The organism is Streptococcus penaeicida, assembly GCF_002887775.1.
Classification (GTDB): domain Bacteria; phylum Bacillota; class Bacilli; order Lactobacillales; family Streptococcaceae; genus Streptococcus; species Streptococcus penaeicida.
In genome coordinates, this window is the sequence record NZ_LOCM01000015.1 from 131,497 (window position 1) to 157,115 (window position 25,619).

At 34.8% G+C, this 25,619-nt stretch carries 25 protein-coding genes; 5 read left to right on the forward strand and 20 right to left on the reverse strand.

Annotation, left to right across the window (positions count from 1 at the left end; translation table 11 throughout):
* Positions 1-38: 38 nt before the first annotated feature.
* The 6 genes from AT575_RS03580 to AT575_RS03605 are packed head-to-tail and all read right to left on the reverse strand — an operon-like array spanning position 39 to position 5,276.
* Positions 39-566: an NUDIX hydrolase gene (locus AT575_RS03580; protein WP_102777184.1), complete on the reverse strand. Its 528-nt coding sequence runs from the start codon at positions 564-566 to the stop codon at positions 39-41.
* A gap of 11 nt (positions 567-577) precedes the next feature.
* On the reverse strand, positions 578-913 hold the full coding sequence (locus tag AT575_RS03585; protein ID WP_102777185.1) for a DUF5655 domain-containing protein: 336 nt from the start codon (positions 911-913) through the stop codon (positions 578-580).
* A gap of 3 nt (positions 914-916) precedes the next feature.
* Positions 917-1,861 (reverse strand): sensor histidine kinase, encoded by a 945-nt coding sequence (locus tag AT575_RS03590; protein ID WP_102777186.1) that lies wholly within the window; start codon positions 1,859-1,861, stop codon positions 917-919.
* The gene (locus tag AT575_RS03595; RefSeq protein WP_102777187.1) at positions 1,858-2,523 is read right to left on the reverse strand and encodes a response regulator transcription factor; all 666 of its coding nucleotides are present in this window, start codon (positions 2,521-2,523) and stop codon (positions 1,858-1,860) included. The genes AT575_RS03590 and AT575_RS03595 overlap by 4 nt, the downstream gene beginning before the upstream one ends.
* A gap of 43 nt (positions 2,524-2,566) precedes the next feature.
* A complete protein-coding gene (locus AT575_RS03600; RefSeq protein WP_102777188.1) occupies positions 2,567-4,522 on the reverse strand; it encodes an FtsX-like permease family protein in 1,956 nt (651 codons plus the stop codon).
* Position 4,523: 1 nt separating this feature from the next.
* Positions 4,524-5,276 carry an ABC transporter ATP-binding protein gene (locus AT575_RS03605; RefSeq protein WP_102777189.1) on the reverse strand — a complete coding sequence of 251 codons (753 nt, stop codon included), beginning with the start codon at positions 5,274-5,276 and terminating at the stop codon, positions 4,524-4,526.
* Positions 5,277-5,475: 199 nt separating this feature from the next.
* Between AT575_RS03605 and AT575_RS03610 the strand changes: the two genes are divergently transcribed.
* Positions 5,476-5,961, forward strand: coding sequence for a PASTA domain-containing protein (locus AT575_RS03610; protein WP_102777190.1), 486 nt, complete (start codon positions 5,476-5,478; stop codon positions 5,959-5,961).
* A 162-nt stretch (positions 5,962-6,123) separates the two neighbouring features.
* Here the strand turns inward: AT575_RS03610 and trmFO are convergent, their stop codons facing one another.
* The 5 genes from trmFO to AT575_RS03635 form a co-directional block, all read right to left on the reverse strand.
* Positions 6,124-7,458, reverse strand: a complete 1,335-nt coding sequence (gene trmFO / locus AT575_RS03615) for a methylenetetrahydrofolate--tRNA-(uracil(54)-C(5))-methyltransferase (FADH(2)-oxidizing) TrmFO (protein ID WP_102777191.1) — start codon at positions 7,456-7,458, stop codon at positions 6,124-6,126.
* Positions 7,459-7,590: 132 nt separating this feature from the next.
* Positions 7,591-8,310 (reverse strand): DUF3307 domain-containing protein, encoded by a 720-nt coding sequence (locus AT575_RS03620; RefSeq protein ID WP_102777192.1) that lies wholly within the window; start codon positions 8,308-8,310, stop codon positions 7,591-7,593.
* Positions 8,307-8,975, reverse strand: a complete 669-nt coding sequence (locus AT575_RS03625; RefSeq protein ID WP_102777193.1) for a SatD family protein — start codon at positions 8,973-8,975, stop codon at positions 8,307-8,309. The genes AT575_RS03620 and AT575_RS03625 overlap by 4 nt, the downstream gene beginning before the upstream one ends.
* Positions 8,976-9,126: 151 nt before the next feature.
* Positions 9,127-10,119, reverse strand: coding sequence for a D-lactate dehydrogenase (locus tag AT575_RS03630; RefSeq protein ID WP_102777194.1), 993 nt, complete (start codon positions 10,117-10,119; stop codon positions 9,127-9,129).
* A gap of 15 nt (positions 10,120-10,134) precedes the next feature.
* On the reverse strand, positions 10,135-11,193 hold the full coding sequence (locus AT575_RS03635) for a PTS sugar transporter subunit IIC (protein ID WP_102777195.1): 1,059 nt from the start codon (positions 11,191-11,193) through the stop codon (positions 10,135-10,137).
* Between the two features lie 188 nt (positions 11,194-11,381).
* On the opposite strand from AT575_RS03635, the gene AT575_RS03640 reads away from it, so the two are divergent.
* Positions 11,382-12,266, forward strand: a complete 885-nt coding sequence (locus tag AT575_RS03640; protein ID WP_102777196.1) for a LysR family transcriptional regulator — start codon at positions 11,382-11,384, stop codon at positions 12,264-12,266.
* A 31-nt stretch (positions 12,267-12,297) separates the two neighbouring features.
* Here the strand turns inward: AT575_RS03640 and topA are convergent, their stop codons facing one another.
* From topA to AT575_RS10780, 7 genes are all read right to left on the reverse strand, one after another.
* On the reverse strand, positions 12,298-14,430 hold the full coding sequence (topA, locus tag AT575_RS03645) for a type I DNA topoisomerase (RefSeq protein WP_102777197.1): 2,133 nt from the start codon (positions 14,428-14,430) through the stop codon (positions 12,298-12,300).
* 104 nt (positions 14,431-14,534) lie between these two features.
* Positions 14,535-15,374, reverse strand: a complete 840-nt coding sequence (dprA, locus tag AT575_RS03650; protein WP_102777198.1) for a DNA-processing protein DprA — start codon at positions 15,372-15,374, stop codon at positions 14,535-14,537.
* Between the two features lie 69 nt (positions 15,375-15,443).
* Entirely contained in the window at positions 15,444-15,995 is a 552-nt protein-coding gene (locus tag AT575_RS03655; RefSeq protein ID WP_174683090.1) for a sugar O-acetyltransferase, read from the reverse strand.
* Positions 15,996-16,017: 22 nt separating this feature from the next.
* On the reverse strand, positions 16,018-16,791 hold the full coding sequence (locus AT575_RS03660) for a ribonuclease HII (protein ID WP_102777200.1): 774 nt from the start codon (positions 16,789-16,791) through the stop codon (positions 16,018-16,020).
* On the reverse strand, positions 16,766-17,629 hold the full coding sequence (ylqF, locus tag AT575_RS03665) for a ribosome biogenesis GTPase YlqF (RefSeq protein ID WP_102777201.1): 864 nt from the start codon (positions 17,627-17,629) through the stop codon (positions 16,766-16,768). Before ylqF ends, AT575_RS03660 begins: the two co-directional genes overlap by 26 nt.
* A 152-nt stretch (positions 17,630-17,781) precedes the next feature.
* On the reverse strand, positions 17,782-19,839 hold the full coding sequence (locus tag AT575_RS10775; RefSeq protein WP_245871438.1) for a hypothetical protein: 2,058 nt from the start codon (positions 19,837-19,839) through the stop codon (positions 17,782-17,784).
* Positions 19,840-20,030: 191 nt separating this feature from the next.
* Positions 20,031-22,685 carry a S8 family serine peptidase gene (locus AT575_RS10780; protein ID WP_245871444.1) on the reverse strand — a complete coding sequence of 885 codons (2,655 nt, stop codon included), beginning with the start codon at positions 22,683-22,685 and terminating at the stop codon, positions 20,031-20,033.
* A 208-nt stretch (positions 22,686-22,893) separates the two neighbouring features.
* Between AT575_RS10780 and AT575_RS03675 the strand changes: the two genes are divergently transcribed.
* From AT575_RS03675 to AT575_RS03685, 3 genes are all read left to right on the forward strand, one after another.
* Positions 22,894-23,346, forward strand: a complete 453-nt coding sequence (locus AT575_RS03675; RefSeq protein WP_102777202.1) for a DUF1836 domain-containing protein — start codon at positions 22,894-22,896, stop codon at positions 23,344-23,346.
* The gene (gene trhA, locus AT575_RS03680) at positions 23,347-23,997 is read left to right on the forward strand and encodes a PAQR family membrane homeostasis protein TrhA (protein WP_102777203.1); all 651 of its coding nucleotides are present in this window, start codon (positions 23,347-23,349) and stop codon (positions 23,995-23,997) included.
* A 91-nt stretch (positions 23,998-24,088) separates the two neighbouring features.
* Entirely contained in the window at positions 24,089-25,000 is a 912-nt protein-coding gene (locus AT575_RS03685; RefSeq protein ID WP_102777204.1) for a diacylglycerol/lipid kinase family protein, read from the forward strand.
* A gap of 69 nt (positions 25,001-25,069) precedes the next feature.
* Here AT575_RS03685 and AT575_RS03690 read toward each other — a convergent pair whose 3' ends face one another.
* Positions 25,070-25,432, reverse strand: a complete 363-nt coding sequence (locus AT575_RS03690; protein ID WP_102777205.1) for a hypothetical protein — start codon at positions 25,430-25,432, stop codon at positions 25,070-25,072.
* Between the two features lie 10 nt (positions 25,433-25,442).
* Positions 25,443-25,592, reverse strand: a complete 150-nt coding sequence (locus tag AT575_RS10605) for a hypothetical protein (RefSeq protein WP_165778640.1) — start codon at positions 25,590-25,592, stop codon at positions 25,443-25,445.
* Positions 25,593-25,619 lie beyond the last annotated feature (27 nt).

The following is a 25,619-nucleotide window of genomic DNA, read 5'->3' on the forward strand; positions in this document are numbered from 1 at the left end:
CTGAGAAGATCCTCGGTGATTTTTGCTTATAAAAATGATTAAGGACGGTGTTTATGAGATCCGTTTAGTCCCCTCATTTCAAAACACATTCTGATTTTACTGTCAAAGTAAGGAATAAAAATGCCTTGCTCAATCATCTGGCAGATGTCACTGTATGAAGCCCATTTAACAGCTTGAACCTCATTATCTGGGAAATTGATGTCTTCGATATTGAAGTCCCCAACCACTAAGAAAGTGTCATCAAAACCATAATCAAAATTCGTGGTAAAGGCAGGTGAGGTTTCAGTCAGGTCTATACTTAACCCAATTTCTTCTTTAACTTCCCGCATCGCAGCTTGCTGAGCATTTTCACCTGCTAAGGCACTTCCACCAACCGTAACATCCCAGAACTCCGGCCATGAGTCCTTATCTTTATGCCGTTGCTGAATCAACATTTGCCCCTTATCATTAAAAAGGCAGACATGTACAACTAAATGACGAGCCCCCTCAGTAAAAGCTTGACCTCTAATCATTCTTTGTCCAGTTAGTTGACGTTCTTTCGTATAGATATCCCAATATTCTGTCATTCAAAGTCTCCTTAACGCAGATAAGCTGTATGTAGTAAGTCTTTTACAGTGTTATCCACTTCTTCTACAGTAGTCAGACGAAGATTACTATGCCAGCAATTCTTAGAAACTTGTTCATTTTTTGTAATCAGAGGATGTTCGATAGCTTGATTGCTCACAATATTCAGATCTAACCATTTCTTTTTTGGGTGAACGCCTAGAAATGCTTTTTCTTTAACCAAGTGCAGACTAGTCTTTTTGACTTCAATGTCAAAGGGTCCTATGTCTTGTAAAAAATCTAATAGAGTCGAAAAAATAGCTAAAACGTCTTCCTCTTTATTGCCAAATAATTGTTTGTAATTGCTCATTTTTTACCTTTCTTTTTTCAAAATACTGACCTTTGTCCCTTGATCAACTTGACTCTCTATTTTAATATCCAGTTGTAATTGATGAAGAATTGTTTTAGTCATAAATAACCCTAAACCACTGGCTTTCTGGTGTTCATGGCCATTGAAACCTGTATAACCTTCTTCAAATAATCGAGGGATGTCTTCTGGAAGTATTCCAATACCATTATCTGATATCTCAATACCATCATCTAGTTTAATAGAAATATGACCACCTTGAAGGGAGTATTTAATGGCATTATCAATAATTTGCATTAATGCAAAACGTAACCATTTTTTATCACTTGTTACTGTCCAATTTCCATCAATGGTAAAGCTGATATCTTTACTAAAACAAATCGGCGCCATTTCTTTCAGAATATCTTTTACAATACCAGAAATGTCAAGTTTTTCAAAACGATAATCATCCTTATTTTGACTAAATTTTAAATAACTTAAAAGCTGGTTTAAATGATTTTCTAAATAGAGCAATTGGTTTTGCAATTCATTTTTTGATAAGTTATCTGTTTGAACCATTAAAGAGATTGCTGATAGTGGGATTTTCATTTGATGAGACCAAATCTTAATTAAGGCATCAAGATCTTTTTGCCGAGATTTCTCAGAGTCCAATTGTTGATTCTGCTCAGCAATTACCCTAGAAATTAACCGTTTATATTCTAAATCACTTGGATTATCAAATGGTTCTAGTTCGTTTACATAACTAAATTCTTGTAATGTTTTTAGTTTGCGTCGAAATCTTAGATAGTGAGTAATCGTTACAAGAATGATAAGTGTCACTGAAATCAGGCTAGCCGTTTGGAAATAGGTCAAAGGCAGATGATAGAGACTGAATACCAGTAGGTACATGAGAATGAGCAAGCAAAACTGAAGGTACCAGATTCGGTATTCTTTAAAAAATAATCTGATCATTTTAGGATATAGCCTACTCCTCTCACGGTGTGAATATAATCAAAATCAATATCTAATAATTTCTTTCTCAAGCGAGTCATATTAACATTTAATGTATTTTGATCAATAAATTGGTCATTATCCCATAAGGATTTTAAAAGCTCTTCTTTACTAACAATAGCTCCTTGATTACTAAATAAGAGAGAAAGAATTTTATGCTCAGTTGGTGATAAGGATATCTTTTGATCTCCTTTACTTAAACTTGAGTCAAAATGAAGTTGATATTCTAAATAAGTTAGACTATCTGCAGCAAATTGAGTTACTCTCCGTAGAAATGCTGCTATTTTAGCGTCTAAGATAGTCAGAGAGAATGGTTTGGTAATGTAGTCATCACCTCCCATGTTAAGAGCCATGACTGCATCCATCTCATCATTGGAGCTAGAAATAAATATTATAGGAACAGTGGATCGTTTTCGAATTTCACTTGTCCAATAAAAACCATTAAAAAATGGCAAGGTAATATCCATAAGGATTAAGTCAGGTTCAAAATCTAAGATTTCATTTTTGATATCCCTAAAATTGGTGACGGCAGCAACCTGATAGTCTTTTTCTAAATGTGATTTTAAAAGAGAGAGGATAGTTGGATCATCTTCCACTAAGTAAATTTTCATGGTTTTCTTCATAGCTCTATTCTAACAAAAAAGTAGCGAAAATACGCTACTTCTGCTACCTTTCAATGATTTTATAATAAGTTCGACTTGTTAAGCGATATATCAAAAAATAAATACTAATAATAACCAATATAGTTAGACTACTTACCAAGTAAATCATAGGACTATTGGTGACACCAAAGAGCAATAGCATTTGGTTCAACATGACCGAAGCAACTATATAATGCAATACTGCGAAGGCAATGGGGGTAAAGAAAACCAAAAGTAACTGTGAATTAATGGTTTTCTTGACTTGTTGCTTAGACATACCGACTTCCTGTAAGATTTTGTAGGATTTTTTATCAAGGTGTCCTTCTGTATATTGTTTATAATAGATTATTAATGCTGCACCAAGAATAAAACTTAGCCCTAAAATAAAGCCTGTAAAGAGAAAACCACCTGAAATGGCATAGAATTCTTTTTTAAACTGATCTCTCTGTTCGAGATGACCAACATATTTGTCGTTGATACTCAAGACACCTTTCTCATCTAGCAAACGACCTACCTCTTGTTTGGACATATCAGTCATACTAATTAAGGATAAACTTGCAGGATATTTCGGATAGCGATTGTAACGTTTGAGTAATGCATTGAAAACAGCTTGATTTTTTACAACGATGACAGAAGGATTGTAGGTATTAACTGTTTCAGGGTGAGAAACTGTTTTAAGATTTTTTTTGACTTTTAGTGATAGTCCCAGAAAATCAAGTTTTTCCAAACGACTGTTGCCCTTTTGCTTATAAAAGAGAATTTCATTAGTCGCAAGGTCGGGGATTTTATTACCAAGTGCTTTGAAGTCAGCAGCTGTAATAAGGTAAGAATAGGATAAGGAAGCATAATTTGGATTTTTTAGCCCTGCTTCTGTAATTGAGACTGATTTTTTATTCTCTAATTGAAAGTTTATCATCGCACTTGTATAAGTGATAAATTCTTCCGAAGACCGATCTAAGGGTTTTAAAACAGATGCTTCAAAATAGTGCTGAAGTTCCTTCTGATTTTTTCCCTCAAGGAGAATTTTGGTGTTTTTAGGAAAAATCTCATTAGTTTGATATTCAGTATTGTTATATAAAGCTGTTGTAGTCGCTATTGCAACAAAGGCCATGACTGCTAATAGAGTAATATTCGCTAGACCGACGGCATTTTGTTTCATCCGGAAAATCATTTGGGAAGTCGAAACAAAATGTTCAGGTTTATAGAAATAATCTTTTTGTGCTTTTTTATGTTTTAAGTACCAAGTCATAAACGAAATATAAAAGAGATAAGTTCCTATAATTACAAAGAGAACAGCGATAAAAAAGCGATAAATAACAGCTAAGGCAGCTAATTTAGTGGAGGTTATTGAAAGATAATAACCAATACTTATTGCAATAATAGCAATGCTAGCAAGTAAAATATTCCCCTTGGGTTCTTTTTCCCCCTGTTCTTGGTCTTTAAAAAGCATTAATGGTGATGTCTGACGAACTTTGAAAAGTCCAATAATCATGAGTAGGACAAAAATCAAGGCAAAAATAAGACTGGTTTGAACAAAAGCAGTTGGGGCAATTTCTAATTGTAATTTGTTATAGTGAACCAAATTGACAAAAATCAAATAAAAGAGATGTGAGAAAATATAGGAAGCAATTGAACCAATAATGACAACTGCAAGAAAGAGGATCCACAGCTCTAAAACAGAAATAAATCCAATTTGTTTTTTGGTCATTCCGAGAATATTGTATAAGCCAAATTCACGGCTCCTTTGTTTCAAAAGAAAATTGTAACTATAAATTTCCATGATAGTAGCAAAAATAGTTAGAACCACTGCCGCCAATCCTAAAAGAATTTTGCCATTTTGCATTCCTTTTGAGATAGGACTCATTAAAATAATCGTAACGATACCGTTTAACATAAATAGAACTGAACTTGCTAGTAAAAACGGTGCTACTACTTCTTTTGATTTTTTAAGATTATTCCAGGCTAATTTGAGGTAAAACATGTCACTCACCTCCTAATAAACCAGTCATGGCTAAAGAGATATCCTTTGAGAATTGTGTAGTGCTTTTATCAGCCCGATACATTTGGTGGAAGATACGACCATCCTTAATAAAGAGAACGCGTTTTGCATGACTAGCTGCATTGGCTGAGTGGGTAACCATCAAGATAGTTTGACCATCCATATTGATATCTTCAAAGAGGTTTAAGAGATCTTCTGAGTTACGGTAATCCAGAGCTGCAGTAGGTTCATCCGCCAATAACAACTTAGGATTGGTGATTAAGCTACGTGCAATAGCGACACGTTGCTTCTGTCCACCTGAAATTTCAAAAGGACGTTTGTCCAACAAGTCTTCAATCCTAAGCTTAGGAGCAAGTTGATCTAAACGGCGACTCATTTCTTTATAGGGTTTGCGGTCTAAGACTAGCGGTAGAAAAATATTATCTCTAATAGATAAAGTATCTAAGAGGTTAAATTCCTGGAAAACAAAACCTAAGTGATGCAAACGAAACTGTGCCAACTGATTCTCTTTAATTTTTGTAATATCTTTACCTTCAAGCAAGACCGATCCACTGGTTGGCTTTTCTAAGGTTGCAAGAATATTTAATAGGGTTGATTTACCAGATCCAGATTCCCCCATAATGGCGATAAACTCACCTTGGTCGACCTTAAAGTCAACGTCCTGCAAGGCCCTTGTCTCTTCTTTTGAGAAACGGGTCCGAAATACTTTTTCTAAATGTTGAATGTCTAATAGCATATGCATCTCCTTTTATCATTATAACTTTTTTTGGGAATTAATGTCTGAAGACTTATTAACACTTACTATTATAGTTTTCTATCAAGCTTGCAAACTTACAGGCTACGCTTGAAATCTTACAATTTTGTAAGTTTTCAAAAAGGGAATCAGTCCTTCTTCTGCTATAATAGACTTAAGAATTCCCCTAAAGGAGAGTATTATGGTTAAAATCAGTAAATTTTCGAAATCATTCGGTGTTTTCGGCAAGATTATCTCTATCATCCCAGATACAACAGAAATTATTGGTAAAGGCCTAGATAATGGCCGTCCCATAGTTGAAAAATACATGGATCAAAAGCAAGCTCGAGAAGAGAAATTAAAAAGTCTCGATAATGTCATTAATCTTCCTGTTGAGGAAGCTAGACAACATCTAGAAAAACAAGGTTTTATTGTCGCAACAATTCCTGTCCGTCCAGATAAAAAGTGGTTAAAAGCTTCTTTAGATGAAGTGGTTATTATGTCTCCTCGGTCTGGGAAATTACCAGTCGGTAGTCTGGTAAAACTTTACTATATCACTTATGATGTTCTTGAAAAGAGTCAAGAAATCTTAGATCAAGAAAACTTACGAGTTGTTGAACGCAATCAAAAAATTGCGGATACTTTTGATAGTTTTAAACACATCAAACTACCTTTTAGTCGAAAATAGCCCTTTTAGAAGAATACGTTTAGCAAGAAAGCACCCACTTAACTAGCGGGTGCTTTCTCTTATATTAATCTACTTGATACATCATTTGTTTCAAGTAGAGATGAAACTTTTATCCTTTTGAGTCTAGTAGACTTTAAACTCATAAACGACTAACTTTTTTTCTTAGTTGGCTAAGTAAGGTTCTAAATCGCGCAATGACCGTTCTGCAATGGCTTCATAGCGTTCTTTTTTATCGCGGATGCGTGGGCCTTCTAATTCTTTGATAATTCCAAAGTTAACATTCATTGGTTGGAAATGTTTACTGTCAGTATGAGTGACATAATGCGGTAAACTACCAATAGCAGTTGTTTCTGGGAAGATAACTTCTGCTTCACCTTTAAATTTCTTAACGGCATTGATACCAGCTACAAGACCTGATGCGGCTGACTCAACATAACCTTCAACCCCTGTCATTTGACCTGCAAAGAATAAATTCTCATTGGCGCGTGATTGGAAGGTTTGTTTCAATAAGTTTGGGGAATCCATATAAGAGTTACGGTGCATCACACCATAGCGGACGAATTCTGCATTTTCCAGTCCAGGAATCATTTGGAAGACACGTTTTTGTTCGCCCCACTTCAAGTGTGTTTGGAATCCAACCATATTGTATAGGCTTCCTGCTGCGTTATCTTGTCGCAATTGAACAACAGCATATGGTGTCTTAAATTCGCCATCACGTGGTCCAGTATAGTCTTCTGGATATTCTAAACCAACTGGTTTCATCGGTCCATAAAGCATGGTTTTAATTCCACGTTTGGCCATGACTTCAATTGGCATGCAGCCTTCGAAGTATTTTTCTTTTTCAAAGGAATTTAAGGGTGCTTCTTCTGCTGTTGTTAAAGCTTCATGGAATGCCATAAATTCTTCTTTGGTCATTGGACAATTTAGGTAAGCAGCTTCCCCTTTATCATAACGAGATTTAAGATAAACTTTCTCCATGTTAATGGTTGATTTTTCAATGATTGGTGCTGCGGCATCGTAGAAATAAAATCCGTCACCACCGTTTAGGGCGTGGATTTTTTCAGCAAGGGCATCTGATGTTAAAGGACCAGTCGCAATTACTGTAATAGCATCATTTGGAATCTCTGTGATTTCTCCTCGGATGACCTCGATCAGTGGATGATTTTCCAGCTCAGCTGTGACAGCTTCGGCATAACCAACGCGGTCAACTGCCATGGCACCACCTGCTGGAACGCGGTGCAATTCTCCAGCTCTCATAATAATCGAATCAAGTCGACGCATCTCTTCTTTAAGAAGACCAACTGCATTGGTTAGGCTATCCCCACGGAAGGAATTGGAGCAGACCAACTCAGCAAAGTTCGTGGTTTTATGTTGAGGAGTTGCTTTAACGCCGCGCATCTCGTAAAGTTTAACGGGAATGCCACGTTTAGCAATCTGGTAAGCAGCTTCTGATCCCGCAAGACCAGCGCCGACAACATTAATATAAGATTGAGACAATAGACTAATACCTCTTTGGAAAGTAACTTTCCACAAATCTTTCTATAAATTTACTTGCTATATTATAGCAAACTTTTTTCTAAAAGCAAAAAGTGTTGGTTTCATGTTTACATAACTATAGTTATGTTTTAATCAAAAGAAACAAATCCAAGATGCTACGAAAACACTTAAGATACTAAAGAGTGATCCAATCAAATAATACTCAGCAAAGGCTGGATTTTCAGATATTTTATTATATCGAGCTATGGATTTTGCGGTAAAAACTAAGCCAATTGAAGCGTATTGGCCCATAACCATGCATATGCCAATAATTATCCGTTCCAAGATCCCAATGGTTGCTCCTGCACCATTAATCGTATCCATTCTTCCTTGCAATTCTGGTTGGTACTTACTGAAAAAGATTTTGAAGATAATATTACATGGTTTAGAAATGATTAATAAAAAGAGAAAAACCAATAAAAATTGTGGATTGAGCCAATCTGGACAATTAATTTGAGTGAATTGACTAGCAACAAGTGCAATTACAGACAGATGTAACACTTGGTCGATGATAAATAGCCATTCTTTTCTAAGTTTTGCTCTTTGACTGATAACTGGCTTCATAAAATCAATGAAACTATGGCTGATAACTATTATTAGACTTGCCAACCAAATGGAAGGAATCAATATTGTAAGCAAGACTAAAGGAATGGTAATAACAATAATATGGTAAATCAAATATGTCTTATCCATTTCCTTAAGGTCAGCCATTTTCTGACTTTGCAAATGATAATCTGACAAAAAATGGGAAATCAATAATAAAGTGAGTATTGGATGGGTTTGCAGATAGGGAGATAAACCATGTAGGGTCATGCGGTCTCCTTTCCAGTTTTTTCTTGGATCAATTGCAGAGCACTTTGACGTGTTCGTAGATAGACTTTAATATTACTACTTTTGAGGCGTTTAGATAAGGCGCTAGGACTTAAATTGAGTCGCTTAGCAATTTCCCCCTGGTCAAACTGTTCATCAAAATAATTCGCCTCTATAAGCGCGTGGAAGACATCTAATTGACTAGCACGCCAACTGCTTTTGATAGCCTCTCCAGCAGATAAGAGACTGTTCAGAATGTCTTCTTCTGGTTCCTGACCAGTTCGGATGGCGATTTGCGTATGCCCGTAATCATTTTTTTGGTGGATATAATTAATAGCCTCTCTTGCCTTCCAATAGGCAGGTCCATCAGCCCCAATACTGATTTGAGGATTTATTGCTGTTAAAATATCACCTAGTCCTAGGCCAAAGCGGATGGAAAAATCAGCCATTTCGTGATTAATTTGATCAATAATTTGGAAAATTGGGGCTTCTAGGGTAAATAATCCTTGAAATTCATCACCTAGCGTTAGGGAAAGATTGGAAACCAGACAGTTTTCGTATTGTTGGTTTATTTTTTCCAAAACCTGATGGAATTGTTCTTGAGCCTGATTGCGATTTGCTAATTGTTTTGACTGAATCAGATCACCAATTAATGCTAAATAGACCATAATATTCTCCTTTTATAAAGTCCATTATAACAGACATTATTTAAAAAGTCCATTATAACGGAAAGAATATGCTTTTTCCGTTATAATGGAAACTTTGCTTTCCTATATAGTAAAAAAATATCAAGTGATCTGATTGACCACTTGATATTTTTTAATTTACGCGATTGTCAGTTGTCCCAGTAGTAACTACGTCGACAGTTGCATTTAAAGCACCTTCTACAAGGTTTTTCACCGCTTCATCTGTGTAATAAGCAGCATGAGGAGTATAGATTACTTTAGGATGATTAATTAAGTCGAGGAAGAGTTTATCTGTAATTTCTTGACCTTGGAAATTTTTAGGAATATATGGTCCTTCAAATTCATAAGTATCAATACCAGCACCAGCTATGAGGTCTTGATCTAAAGCATCAAGTAAATCTCTTGTTTCAATTAAAGCACCGCGAGCCATGTTTAACAGAATAGCATCTTTTTTGAATTGCTTGAAGATTTCAGCATTGAAGAAATGGATATTTTCAGCTGTTGGTGGCATATGTAAGGAAATCACGTCAGCATCCTTAATAGCTTCTAGAATACTATCTTTATATTCCAATACCTCAGCTGCTTTTTCGCTTCTATAAACATCAAAACCAACAACTTTACAACCAAAGCCTTTGAAAATTTTAGCAGCAGAAAGTCCAATTCGACCTGTCCCAATAATGGCTACAGTCATATCACCTAAAACACGACCACGAACAGGCAAGTTCCATGTAAAGTTTTGTTCTTTAACATTAGCACGAATTAATTCAATTTTACGGATTAAATTTAAAGCAATTGCTACTGTAAATTCAGCTATTGATTCTGGAGAATAGCTTGGAACATTCGAAATAATGATGCCATTTTCTTTAGCTAACTCCAAGTTGTACATATCAACTCCGGCACTACGTTGAGCAATTTGTTTGATCCCCATTTCTTTCAAAAGCGGGTAAACAGCATCATCTAGTGGCCCTATTTGAGCATTAGCAATACCATCAAACCCATACGCTTCTTTCACAGACTCGGCAGTTAAAGGTCCTTCATTAAGTGAAATTTCGATTTGATTATTTTTAGCCCATTGCTCAGCGAGCACAGCTTCTTCTCCACGAACATTATATAATTTAATTTTCATAGTGTCTTTCCTTTTTTAAATATCTAATTTGTAATCTTCAGGTGAAATAATTTTAAGCACCTTAATGAAAAGATAGTTGAAAGCGAAACTTAAAACAATTGGTGCAACCACAAAGACTAGTAAAACAATGATAATATTACCAAGTGACCAACCACCTTTAGCTAAATTTAAAGCATTGATAGGTCCGATTAATCCACTAATACCAAATCCAGCACTTGCTGGTGTACCTTGAATGTTTAAGATTGCTGCAAGTAAACCTAAAACAGCTGCAGTTGACATCATTGGTAACATAATAATTGGTTTTGAAAGAACATTAGCCATTGAGATTTTTGGTGAACCAAGAACATGAGCAAGGGAAGTTCCTTTTGAATTGACTGCCCAACCAGCTAAACATAGACCAAAGCTAGCCGCACAAATACCAAGGTTTGCTGCACCAGATCCAATGCCAGCTAAACTAATGGCAAGAGCAATACCTACTGTTGTAATTGGTGAAACAATTAAGAAACAGAAAATAATAGCGATTAAAATTGACATAAGAATTGGTTGTAAACCAAGTAAACCAGCGATACCTTGACCAATCATGGCTGTAATTAACTTAACATGTGGTAATAAGAAACGACCAATACCACCAATTAAAAGTAAAGTTACTGTTGGTACGATAATCAAAGTGAAAGATTTTGTTTTATCGTTTAAAAATTGAATTAATAAAACACCTAAAGCTGCTGTGATACCCATATTGATGATATCACCTGTACCTTGAAGCATCATCATTCCATTATCAAAGTTTGCTGCTCCTCCTGCGAACATAACTGCTAAACCTAAAGATGCAGATTGAATAGGATTAAATTTAAAATTCCCCGCTACTAACATCCCAATGACTAAGCCCATCATACTTGTAGCAAGGCCGGTAGCTGCAATAAGTGTTGCAAATCCAGACCACATTGGTAATAAAGCTTTCATTAATTCTCCAAGAATTGCACCTGGAATTAAAACGATAACAGTTCCTAATGCTATCCCATTTAAGATGTTCATCGTAAATGCTTTAGCAGACTGTCCCTGTATTTTTTCTGACATTGATATGCCTCCTTATGTATTTGTTTGTGATTTCACTAACTATTATAATAGTATCATAGTTATCCTTATAATTGAACTTAGTAAAACTTATACCTCTATAAGTTTTTACAATTCTATTTACGTATAAAATACTAACTTCCAAAAAATTAAAGATAAATATGCTATACTTAAGTTAAAAAGGAAAAATCATGGATATTAGACAACTAACCTACTTTATCACAGTGGCGGAGACAAAAAATTATTCTCTTGCTGCCAAAAGTTTATTTGTGACACAGCCTACACTATCACAATCAATCAAAAAACTAGAATCTGAATTAAACACGACCTTATTTTTTCAAAACGGACGGCAATTATTACTTACTGAAGCTGGTGTAATACTCTATGAACGAGGTAAGCACTTAGTATCAGAATTTAATCAAATTGTTGATGAAATTCATCAATTAGGACAAGAGAAAAAAGAAATTATTAGAATTGGTTTGACGGGATTATTTGCTATTCAATTTATGAAGCAAATTGCAACTTTCATGGCTAAACATTCTAATGTTGAAGTTTCAATGATTCAAGATGGTTCTCGAAAACTTCAGGAATTATTATCTTTAGGAGAAATTGATATCGGACTGCTATCTTTCCCAAGTATTTATAACAATATTACTATAGACCCATTACAGACGACAACTAAAGGTTATAAAGTTAGTATTGTTTTACCAGAGAATCATCCTATGGCTAACAGAAAAAGTCTACGCTTAATCGATTTGAAAGACTGTAAGTTTGCTACATTAACAGAAAATTTTATGCTTGGTGAAATGTTACCTCGTCGTGCAAGAGCAATCGGTTTTGAACCAAATATCGTTTTTAAACATGATGATTGGGAAGTCATTATTCACAGTTTAAAAAGCTTAAATGCAGTCACTATTCTAGCTAGTGAATTCAAACCCTTAAGTCAAATTGAAGGTTTAGTCTGGATACCTTTCCAAGATAAAAATGATTTTTATCCAATAGGTATCGCCTATCGTGATGATTATACATTTAGCCCTATGATTGAAGAACTTTTAACAACAATAAAAACAAATTAAAAAGGAATTTAGAATAACCTAAATTCCTTTTTTATTTAACTTTTGATTCTTTGTAATCGCAACTTTCATTGCTACAAACCACTTGTTTCCCACCACCTCGGATTTTCTTCTCAACCAGGAAATCACCAGATTTTGGACACTCACGTCCAACTGGAATATCCCAAGAAGTAAATTCACATTCTGGGTAACGATCACAGCCATAAAAGACACGATTTCGTTTAGTTTTTCGTTCAATAACTTGACCTTTACCACAAGTTGGACAAGTTACGCCAATTTCCTTAGTAATGGCCTTAGTGTTGCGACAATCCGGAAAATTACTACACGCATAGAATTTACCAAAACGTCCTAATTTAATAACCATAGGATGGCCACAAAGGTCACAATCAAATCCAGCTGGTTCATCTTTAATTTGAATTTTTTCAATTTCAGATTCAGCTTTCTCCAAGTCTTTAGCAAATGGTTGATAGAAACTATCAATAACAGTTTGCCATTGACGGTCTCCAGTTTCAACTTGGTCTAATTTTGCTTCCATATCAGCGGTGAAGGTCACGTCAACAATATCTGGAAAGAATGAAACAATCAATTGATTGACAATTTCACCTAATTCAGTTGGTTCAAATCGTTTTGCTGCTAACTTAACATAATAACGTCTTTGAAGAACCTCTAGAGTTGGTGCATAGGTTGATGGACGTCCAACACCATTTTCTTCTAAAGTTTTAATGAGGGTTGCTTCTGAATACCTTGCTGGAGGCTGTGTAAAGTGTTGTTCAGGGCTAGTCGTTTCTTTTGTTACCACTTCACCTTCTGTCATTTCAGGCAACATTTTATTTTTGTCAGAATCATTATAGACGGCCATGTAACCATCAAACTTAATTTGACTACCATTAGCAACAAATTGGACGCTATTTTGTTCTAAATTAACTTTAACCGTATCAAAAATAGCTGCTGTCATTTGACTGGCTACAAAACGATTCCAAATTAAGGTGTAAAGTTTTAATTGATCTTTATTTAAATATTTTGCAATGGATTCAGGTGTGTGGAAAACACTTGAAGGTCTGATTGCTTCATGGGCATCTTGTGCTCCACTGGCATTTTTAACCTTATTTCCATGTTTAGAATATTGACTACCAAATTTTTGACTAATAAAATTTGCTGCATCATTTTGAGCAACTGGACTGATACGAGTCGAATCGGTACGCATATAGGTAATTAAACCTTGGGTCCCGTTACTACCGAGATTGATTCCTTCATACAGTTGCTGAGCAACCATCATGGTTTTACGTGTTCGGAAATTAATCTTGTTAGCTGCATCTTGTTGCATGGATGAAGTTGTGTAAGGAAGAGGTGCATTACGCCGTCTTTCCTTTTTCTCAACTTTAGCAATCTCGAAATCTTTGCTGGTAATTTTTGAAAGCACTAATTGAACATCTTCATTAGTGGCTAATTTCATTTTCTTACCGTTGATACCGTAAAAACTAGCTTGAAACTTTTGTTTGCCTTTTTTAAATAAACCATCAATTGTCCAATACTCTTCCGGAATAAAGGCTTTGATTTCATTTTCACGATCAATAATTAATTTTAAGGCAACCGACTGAACACGGCCAGCTGACAAGCCCTTTTTAACTTTTTTCCATAAAATTGGTGAAATAGAATAACCAACGATACGGTCTAATACACGTCTGGCTTGTTGAGAATCAACTAAATCCATATCAATGGCTCTAGGCTCAACAAAAGCGTTCTTAACGGCATCTTTAGTAATTTCGTTGAAAACAACACGATTTTTTTCAGCAATATCTAATCCAAGAATATGTGATAAATGCCAAGAAATAGCTTCCCCTTCACGATCCGGGTCACTTGCTAAATAAACATTTTTAGCGTTTTTAGCTTCTTTTTTAAGAGAAGAAATGAGGGGACCTTTTCCGCGAATGTTTATATATTCCGGTTGATAATTATTTTCAAAATCAATAGACATCGATGATTTCTTTAAATCTCTGATATGTCCTACTGAAGCTACTACTTTATAGTTACGACCTAAATATTTTTCAATCGTTTTAGCTTTTGCAGGAGACTCTACGATGACCAAGTTCTTTTTGCTACTTGTTTTTTTCTTACTTGTGGCTTTTTTTGCAGGTGTTTTAGCCTTGGTTGCGGTTTTAGTTACCAATGTGTCACACTTCCTATAACTTAATGGTTAAAGCTTATAGAATAATATCCCATTTTTAGGTAACTGTCAATAAAAAAATTTCTATATAAGAAGAAACTTGTTTACTAAAACAACTCTGAAAGTACATCAAAACCATTGGTGACGCACTTTGCCCCATCTTTTATAAGTTGATTACAACCACCTGAAAAACCATGACCAATATTACCTGGTAAAGCAAGGACTTCCCGACCATTTTCAAGTCCTATTTGACATGTCATTAAACTGCCTGAACGACTTTTAGCCTCGATGACTAAAATAGCCCTTACTAGTCCTGCAACGATTCGATTACGCTCCGGAAAATGGTGGGCATGTGGTGGATCATCTGGTCCGTATTCAGAAAGCAATAAATGATTTGAGGCAATAAACTTTTGAAGACGTTGATTTTCTTTAGGATAGAAATGATTAAATCCTGAACCAATGATGGCAATTGTCTGCCCACCCTGTTTTAAGGTGCTTAAATGGGCCGCTGTCTCAATGCCACGAGCCAATCCACTAACAATAACTAACTGGTTTCCCAGCTCTTCTATGATTTTGTGAGTCTCCTCAATACCTTGTTTACTAGCTGAACGTGATCCGACAACAGCTAATTTGGGATAAGCAAGTAGTTCTATATCCCCTTGATAAAAAAGTAAAACAGGGGGATTATAGATTTGTTTGAGCAAATCAGGATAGCTTTTATCTAGTATTGAAATACTAGGAAATTTCGTAAATTCTTTTCGCAAAGCTTTTGTATTCAACTGTTTGTATGACTCCATAAACTTAATGGGATCAGTACACTCAGAAGCAACAGCCATATTCCTAAGACTCATTGACGTCTTATTCACTTTAAAATACTGGATGATATTGAGAACTTGATGATTTTTCAGTCCAGCTTTTCGTAACTTATAACATTCAAAATTATTCATAATAATACCTCTCTATAAGAATAATTCGAAAAATAAAAAAACTTTTGCACAAAAACAAAAGTTTTTTATTTAATCTAACGTTTTGATTATTCTAGCCGGGTTACCGCCTAAGACAATATTATCGCCAAATGATTTAGTAACAACTGCTCCTGCTCCAACAACTATATTATCACCAAGTGTCACACCAGGCAAAATGGTTACACCACCACCTAACCAGACGTTATTACCAATGGTAATGGGTGCTCCATATTCTAAACCAGAAATACGTTCTTGAGCATCTAAGGGATGTAGAGGTGTCAGGAGTTGGCAATTAGGGCCAAACATGGCATTATCACCAATTCTAATCTCACAAACATCTAACATGGTTGTGTTAAAGTTGGCATAAAAATTCTCACCAACATAAATATTTGACCCATAATCACAGACGAAACGTGCTTCCATATAAATATTTTGACCAGTCTTACCCAGCCAGTTTTTCAGAATCTGACTTCTCTTATCACCATCAATCTCATTATTAAAAGCTTCCATCAACTCACGACGTCGCTGACGCATTTCTTTCAATTCAACGTCGCCAGCATCATAAAGTTGCCCAGCCAACATTTTTTCTTTTTCAGTCATCATTTTCCTTTTCATATTAAATTTTTTATAGCATAGATTTAATGGGTTCAAAGCTCCTACGATGGACTGGTGTTACTCCCAATTCCCTTAACCCATCTAAGTGAAGTTTAGTACCGTAGCCAGCATTTTGGGAAAATCCGTAGCCCGGATAAGTTTGATCAAAATCTGACATGATTTGGTCCCTTGTCACTTTTGCGACAACAGAAGCTGCCGCGATGGATAATGATTTAGCATCCCCTTTAATGATAGATTCTTGGGGGAGATCATAATCAAGTTTCATGGCATCAATCAGCAAGTAATCTGCTTTAGGACCAACTTGCTCCATGTTTTTCAATGCTGTTAACATAGCAAATTTTGTTGCTTCGTAGATATTAACTTGATCAATGGTTTGGTTATCAATAATACCAATGCCAATGGCTAAGGCTTTCTCTAAAATCTCATGATAAATAGCCTGATGTTTAGATTTTGGGATCTTTTTAGAGTCATTGAGTCCTTTGATTTTACAGTTTTTCGGAAGGATTACACTTGCTGCAACCACTGGACCTGCTAGTGGCCCCCGGCCAACCTCGTCAATTCCTGCAGGATAGTCATAGCCCATTTGGTAACATTGACGTTCAAAGCGAAGCATATTTTCAAGCCGTTGGTCTTCCAAACGTTCTGCCTCTAGAGCCTTTAATTTGCCTGCTACAGCTTTTTTCACACCAGAACGACTATCAGACTGCAATAGCTCAAACAAAGGGTCAGAGAGCTCTGTAACGGCCTCAAGCGCTTCTTTAATTTCCTTGATGGTCTTTGTCATTGGTATCCTCCACTTGATCTAAGGTGAAAACGCCTAATTTTCCGTCTCGTACTTCTTTGATAAATAAATTGTAAAAACGGTCATAATCATCTTTGAAACCAAGTTTTTTGGTCATAGTCATAATAATTTCTGGAGCTTCATACTCAAGATTAATACCATTAAATCGTTCAGTCAAGCGATGTGGGTAATACTCTTTAAAATAATTAAGTCCAAAAATGGTAACCTCATCTAAAGGCAAAAGTTGATCTTTGATAGCCCCGGTCAGAGCCAATTTTAAACCGACCATTTCATCTTCAAATTTAGGCCACAAAATCCCTGGCGTATCTAAAATTTCTAAATCTTTGTTACTTTTAAGCCATTGTTGACCCCTAGTGACACCTGGTTTATTCCCAACGACTGCAATTTTTTTACCGGCAAGACGATTCATTAAAGTAGACTTACCAGCATTTGGAATCCCAATAATCATGGTCCTTAGGGTTTCTTTTTGAATACCGCGGTCGCGTAATTTTTGAATTTTATCTGCCATCAGACTTTTTGCGGCATCAGTTACTTTTTTGACTGTTGATTGCTCTTTTGAGTTAATGGCTAGAGTTTTAATACCTTGATTCTCATAGAATTGACGCCACTCTTTAGTACGACTTTGGTCTGCTAAATCAGCCTTATTCAAAATCATCAATTTTGGTTTATCACCGACTATTTTAGTTAACATCGGGTTTTGACTTGATAAAGGTAAACGGGCATCAACTAATATAGTTACAAAATCAACATGTTTTAAATTTTCTTGTACTTGTCTACGGGCTTTGGACATATGTCCTGGGAACCATTGAATAATTGCCATAGATACTTCCTTTCACTTGAACTGTTAAAATACAGTATTATATTTATTATATCATAAGTAACCGACAGCCGTATTTACTTTGAACACTACTATAATACTAGCAATTAACTTCAAAAAAAATAAGCTTGCCGATAGACAAGCTTATAAAATACTTAGTTTTTTTGTTTTAATTTATTATATAAGAAATTGAAGAAAGGCAGGAGCAAAGCAAGACTTATCTTAAAAATAGACTCCTTACGATCGTTTGTATTTGGTAATTGCTCATTTGTCATGTCTTGAATAACTTTAAAATGATCTCTTGGAAAATGATTTTGTTTATCATTTTCAAGTTTATTGTTATTGTGACTATTTTGATCACATATCAACTCTTTAGAGTCAACATTTGTCGGCAATGATTTCAGTAAAATAAATGGTTCTGAGGTGTTAATTGGAATAGTTGTACGCATTTCCTGAGAAGGCGATTTCTCTTCTTTGATTTCAACTATATTATGAACTTCTTCTTCAACTTTCGGAATGACATGATATTTTATTCGTGACTCACTATAACTATTCCCACGATAAATAGTCATTTCTAGTAAGTAATCCCCAATAGTAGTTACATCCAATTGCTTATCTAAACTATATGACACATCTGCTGGAATTTTAAGAAAATCGTTTAACTTAAGATTTTCTCCTTTTGAAATTGTAATCGACTCTGGAATTTTTAAAATATTTTTTTGTTTAATCCAATTTGAACTTGCTACTGCTTCAACCTTTGTTTGCGGAATGACAACTTTTTCTTGATGATTAGGATCAATCTTAACAATATAATAGTGCTCTGTTTCATTACCATATTTATCTTCTAGTCGAATAGCAATTTTTTGTCCATCTTTTACCTTCATGCTATAGGTAACTATTTTTCGATTTTTTTGATAATAACCATCTAAATCAAAAGAATCTACCATATCGTTGTTGATATAAAGTCTCCATCTATCTAAGTTATCTTTTACAGCTAATTGTAAAGTCAAATTTTGGTCTTTTGATTTAAGATAACCTTTAAAATAACTAGAATCAATGTTTTCAGATTTTCTTGTGTCGTCTTCATCATCATATTCACCATCATCATAAGTATGTTCTTTAGGAACTACCGACTCTTGTTTAACTGCATTTATCGCCATGTCTTTTGCATCAAAGACCTCTTTATTAAGCAATTCTAAGGTAGGGTTCTCCAAATCTACAAAGATAAAATAGTTTTTACGATATTTCAGCTGTCCTTTATCATCAAATATTTCAACATAGACCAAATTATTCCCATTTGCGAGAGTTAGCTTGCTTTCAATTTTATCAGACTCGTATTCTAAATCCTTTCGGTTATTAATTAATGTTTTTTCGTAAATGGGTTGATAAGGATTTTCAAGGTTTTCCATGAGGCTATTGTAGTAAGTATTAATATTACGAACTCGAGCGCTGTAGCCTTTTTTGAGATAAATAGCATAATCTAATTGAGCAGTTTTCGAAGCATCATCGTAGGATAGTCTATCTTCGTGAAGGTTTGTCAAAGCGTGTAGTGTTATTTCTTTACCATGTGTGAGTAAGATATTGTCATCATCAATATCATCTTCTTCCTCATCCCAATCACTCATACTTTCAGCATCCTTCTCGTCATCAGACTGATGTCGAACATTTCCTAATTGTAACTGATGAGAATCTGAATCTTCATCCAATTGTTTTGTACTTGTTTTTTTAGGATAAGTGTACAAGCTTGCGTCATTTTCTTCTTCACTGGTAATTTTATTTTCTTTATTAATGGTTATCGTTTTTTCACAACTATTTCCAGCAAAATCTAGAGCTTCTATTCTATAAGTACTTAATTCCTCCTGATTTTCAGGAAGCTTGACTTCAAAAATACCTTTTACACTTTTAGTCATTTTTAATTTTTGATAAATATATCCTGTTTTGACTGAAACAGTTATAGATTCAATGCCATGATTATCTGTTGCATCAATTCCTAATACCTTGTTTTTAAGTGTAATATTAACTTTCGGCTTTTCATTGTCAATTAATATTGGCAAATAGATAGACTCGAAGTCATCATTTTTCCCAGCTTTTGCTCGGATTCTAAAATAATATTGTCCTGGATCAGCTTTTTTTAATTGTCCAAAACTAGCTGGATCATGTACTTTTCCATCCCATAAAGTTACTGGATCAGGATTGTTAAAAGTTTTCTTCATGTCGGAATCTTCTCTATAAGGACTTTCCATATATTTGAATGGATAGTGTCCAACTTTTAGAACACGGACAACTTGATTTTTTTGATCTCCTTTAACAATTGCTACATCATAATCACTTGCATCTCGTAAGAAAGCTATTCTTGGTCCAACTTTACGATTAAGATTGGTGGTCATAGCATAATTTTGAGGATCTATTTTCTTCCCTTTTTCGGTTTAATAAGAGGTTCATAATCACTTTTATCATGTTCAAGGTATTTTTCTCTTACTAATTCTATAAGTTGCGTTTTGGAGTCCTCGTGCCACGCTGGAAAATCTAATATAGTCTCTTTATTCCAATCACCCATAAATCCCATAATTGGAACACTTAAATCAGGATGACTTTTATCTTTTGACTTGAAGTAAATAAATCCTTCAACAAAGTCATTGATTATATCAGGACTTTGAAGCTTGAATGTGATTTCCATATTTCCTTTAGCAGCTAAACTGATTTGTTTTGGACCTGAAAAGCTTATATTAGACAGTTTTTGAGGAATGACAGCTTTTATCTTAACTGAACCGTATTCATCATCTCTATTAATAACTCTAGTGGTTGTTGTGTATAGATCACCGAAATTAAGATCAAACGTTTGTCTTTGTTCACTTAAATTATGCAAAGTCAATGTAAAGGTATGTTCTTTACCGATTTCACCCAAAGAAGCTCCACCACTTAAGCCATTTCTTATCAAAACTTGAGACTTAAATGCTTTTTCAACATTAATAAAACCAGCCCCTTGTTGTCTAGGGGAATACTCCACTTCTTCACTTTTTATTTCAGATTGATGATTTATCAAAGGAGTAGCGGTATTCATTAATAGTATTTTCATGATATCAACATTTGTTAATTGAAAACGACTCATTAACTCAGGGTTGGATTTTACCCATTCTTTTACTTTTGGTAATAGCAAAGCTGCAGAGGCAGCAACGTGTGGCGCTGCCATTGATGTCCCTGAACTAAGATAATAGTCATCATTGTTCCTAGTAGAATAAATGTATTCACCGCGACCTAAAACATCTGGTTTCATTTCAAGACTAAAATTAGGTCCCCAACTACTAAATCCAGAAACACCATTACTATCCGCAATTAAATAGGGTTTAACAGAAGTATCAAAAGAAACAGATAATTTAGAGTCATTTAGGTTTTTGATTTTTGAAATTAAAGCTTGCCCATCGTTATGGGATAATGAAATAATCCAATTCTGCCCAAGGTCCAAGTCATCATAACCCATGACAGGGGCTTTCTGATAATTTCCACGAGTGGATGACACAACTTCATTTACAAGAATGATACCTTTTGTATTTTTTAAAAATCGTTTAACTTTTGTTTTTACTGATTCATCGCCTCTTTGAATAACGACAACTTTATTTTTTAAGTCAACTTTATTAGGATTATATTTTGCAATGTCTTCTTCTGTCCCTTTACCAAGAAAAATCATTTCCATTTCTTGTTTCAATTTTGGCAAACGTGTCATTGAATGAGCCCCAACTTCAGTATATGGATACTCAATTCCATCAATAGCTACTCTAGGAAGTGGTACAACCAAATTATTCATCGAGCCCACTCCAATAGCTCGTCGTATTGCTGCTACTCCCACTGCTGCAGCTGTGTCTTTAAGATTATACTCATTATCGACATAGGTATCGTATGAATTTGTAGAAGCTGCCCCCGCATAATTTCCCATAGCAGCCACGACAATTAGACCCGCATCTGTTGCTTTTTTTACAGCATCGTAAAAGACATCTTCATTTTGTCCACTCGCTCGTTTACCAATACTTAAACTTATAATATCAGCTTTTCTTCTGATGGCATCATCAATAGCATGATAAGTAGAATCTGGTCCAACATAGTTTGGATGATCTTTATCTCTAGGTCCAGTCGAAAAAACACGATAGGCGAGGAGTTGTGCGTTCGGAGCAATACCTTTGAAACCACCCACTGTTCCTGAATTTCCAGCTAGGATCCCAGCAATATGCATACCATGTGGACGATTACTATCGTCTTTCAAATCATATGTCCCAGTGATGTAGTTAAAACCAAATGGAACTTTTTCTGTAAACCCTAATTCAGTATTTGGTTTTATTTTTAAGTGTTTTTTTACATCAGGGTTTTGATCAATATGCATATCTCGACTATTGATATCAACACCAGAGTCAATTGTTGCAATGACAACTCCTCGTCCATCATTTTGATACATTTTAGAATGTTTTTCGGAGGAGTGAATTATATCAAGTAATGCTTTCTTCTCATCTATGCTAAGTTTTAATTCTGCGATTTCTGAGATATGTTTGACCCCTATTAATTTATTAAGATGATAGGATAAATTCTCTGGAATTTGAACAGTGACTTTGGAAGATTGAGCAGTTTGTGATGCTCCTGTCTTAACTTTTGGTAAAGTAGCAAGTAAATCTTGATTAACCTCTTTTGTCTTTTCATCCATCTCAATCTCATATTGTCTAAAAACTTGTTCAGTTTGTAAGGAATGATTTGTTTCTGAATTGTTGTAAAAAGAACCGTTAGATTGATCATTATTTGTATTTGATTTGATAGGAGCGGATATCTTTTCATCTAAATCTGTTTTAGTTTCAGGGTGATCCGTTTTCTTCTCAATTAACGAATAATCTTGAGATAGATTGGTTTTTGTGACATTGCATTCAGTTAAACATTCACTATTACCTTGTCCTTCTGAAACTGCTACCTCATCGGGTTTTCTTAATTGATAATCATCGGCTCCAACTTGACTAGATAAAATAATAGTTAGTGGACACAAAAAACTAATTAAAGCATATTTATAAAATTTTTTACCTTTCATTTTAAAACTTTCTAAGTGATACATGCATATTTCATGATAATTAATAAAAATATTAAGCAAGCTTAATTCAATTTCATTATACACATTTTATATTATATTAGCAAGTATCTTTTAAAAGGATAAACGTCAGATCATCTTTTTCCTTGCCTTTTTATTTTTAAAAATATATAATCTAGTTATAAAAACTAGATAACGGAGTTTAACAAACATGAATTCAACTTCACTACCACGCTGGGAACAATTACCAGAGATTGATTTATACTTAGATCAAGTTCTCCTTTATGTCAACCAAATAACCACTTTTAATCACACCAATACTATCAATGGGCAAAAACGTGATCTTACTGCATCTATGATTAATAATTACGTAAAGCACGGTTTCCTTGATAAACCTCAAAAAAAGAAATATGGTAAACATCAGATTGCACGTTTGATTGCGATAACCATTTTAAAAAATGCTTTTCCTATCCAGGAAATTAGTAAAGTTCTTGAAAAACTTCAAGAAGAATCAAGTTCAGAGGCTCTTTATAATCTATTTGTTGACTATTGGAATACGTCACAAGTCAACAACACTCCTGAAATCATTATTAATGCCTGTCAAACTATCCAATTTTACTACAAAACCATAAAATTAATGACTCTAACAAGCGAGGAACTATAAATGAATCAAACCTTTAAACAAAGTTTACCCCTATCATTCGGTGAAGAGATTGCTAATGCTGTCACCCATGCTGTCGGTGCCCTTATCATGTTGTTTCTTTTACCATTTACAGCTATTTATGCTTACCAAAATTATGACTTAAAAACAGCAAGTGGTATTTCCATCTTTGTCATTAGTCTCTTTCTGATGTTTTTGTCATCTTGTATCTATCATTCAATGGCTTATGGAACACCCCATAAATATATCTTGAGGATTATCGATCACAGCATGATCTATATTGCTATTGCTGGTTCTTACACGCCAGTAGCCCTTTCGCTAGTAGGTGGTTGGTTGGGCTATCTGATTATTATTCTACAATGGGGTATTACCATTTTTGGTATCTTATATAAAATATTTGCTAAAAATATTAATGAGCGTTTTAGCTTAATTCTTTATTTAATTATGGGTTGGTTAGTGGTCTTTATCTTACCAATTATTATCAGTAAAATGGGACTTACCTTTGGTCTTCTCATGTTGGCTGGTGGTCTGGCCTATACAATTGGTGCTCTCTTTTACGCCAAGAAAAAGCCTTACTTCCATATGATCTGGCATCTATTTATTCTGCTAGCGTCAGCCTTGCAATTCATCGCAATTGTATTCTATATGCTCTAAGTATCGACTTCCTAAAGGAAGTCTTTTCTTTTACTCCATAACAGAAAGACAATGTTATAATAGTATTCATTAAGAAGGATGGGAGCTTGTTATGGCGTCTGTACATGTATTTTTCAACCCAATTTCCGGGAAAAATAAAGATAAAGAACTTTTGGAGCAGATTAAAAACTCCTTTATGGAAAAGGGATTTGACGAGGATGAGATTTCCTTCGTTTTCCCGACTTCTCCTAAAGATGCTTTTCAGCAAGCAAAAAAAGCATCGCAAAATAAGGTGGATTATGTGATTCCAATCGGTGGTGACGGCAATATTAATAAAATTATTGCCGGTGTTTATGAAGGTGGCAATCAATCAAAAATCGGGCTTATCCCTTCAGGTACGGTCAATAATTTTGCTAAAGCTCTAGCTATTCCTTTAACAGTAGAGGCTGCTATCGATGTCATTGTCCATGGACGTGATCAAAAAGTGGATATTTGTAAGGTCAATGACCATTATATGATTAGTAGTTTAACCTTAGGTTTACTCGCTGACATCGCTACAAATGTCACACCACAAGCTAAACGCAAGTTTGGTCCTTTGGCTTTTGCAAAAGATAGTTTTAGAATCCTCAGGCGCAATCGCTCTTATTACCTCAGGCTTGATGATGGAAAAAATATTTTACCCATCAAAACCAAATTCTTGTTGATTACCATGACCAACATGATTGGAGGCTTTCCCTCCTTTTCACCAACAGCATTAATCAATGATGGTCTCATACAAGTCTATACCATGAAAAAAGTCTCTTTCTTCAAATTTCTTTTCCATATTAATGACTTTCGTAAGGGAGACTTTTCAAAAGCACGCGAAATCACTCATTTTTCAACAAAACAACTGACCATTGAGCCTCTTAAAATTAGGACTTTAATGCTTCCAAGAACCAGAGTGGACGGGGATAAAGATGACTTTGTTCCTGTCACATTAGAAGTGCTCCATGAAGCCATTACAGTAAGAGTTCCGAGACGATAATAAAAAAGACCCGAAGGTCTTTTTTTTGTCTTATCGAATGAGTTGATTGTCTTATCGAACTCAAGTTTTTTACTCTTGACTATCATCTCCCTTTTGTTTTAGAGTTTTTAATTTCTCATCAATTAATTGACTTGCTATTTGAGAATAATGGTCACTATTTGCTTTCGCTTTTACCAGTGACTCCTCAAGGGTTTGGGAAGCTAATTGTGTAAAATGATCAATAGTTTCCTTTGACTCTTCCAATTTTTTAGCAAAATTCTCTAAGAGACCTTCACTTATACTAGAAAAGGTATCGTTGATATCAGTCAATTTATCATTACTTTCTTCAATCATTTCTTCTTTTTCCAATTCAGATAATGAGAGATATGCTAGTGTACCAGCAACAGTTCCAACAAAGACACCAAAGATAATTCCTTTATCCCTTGAGTTCATAATGATTCTCCTATTTCATTTTACGATCTTTCATGATTTTACGAGCTAATTTAAAAACTGGCACTAGTAGCAAAACAAGTTGAACAACTTCTGCCATATTTACTTTATTAGTCGTATTTACCGTATTCACATTTGGTGATGTTTTCTTTTTCAAAATCATAAGCTCTCCTTCTCTTCTCTAAAACAA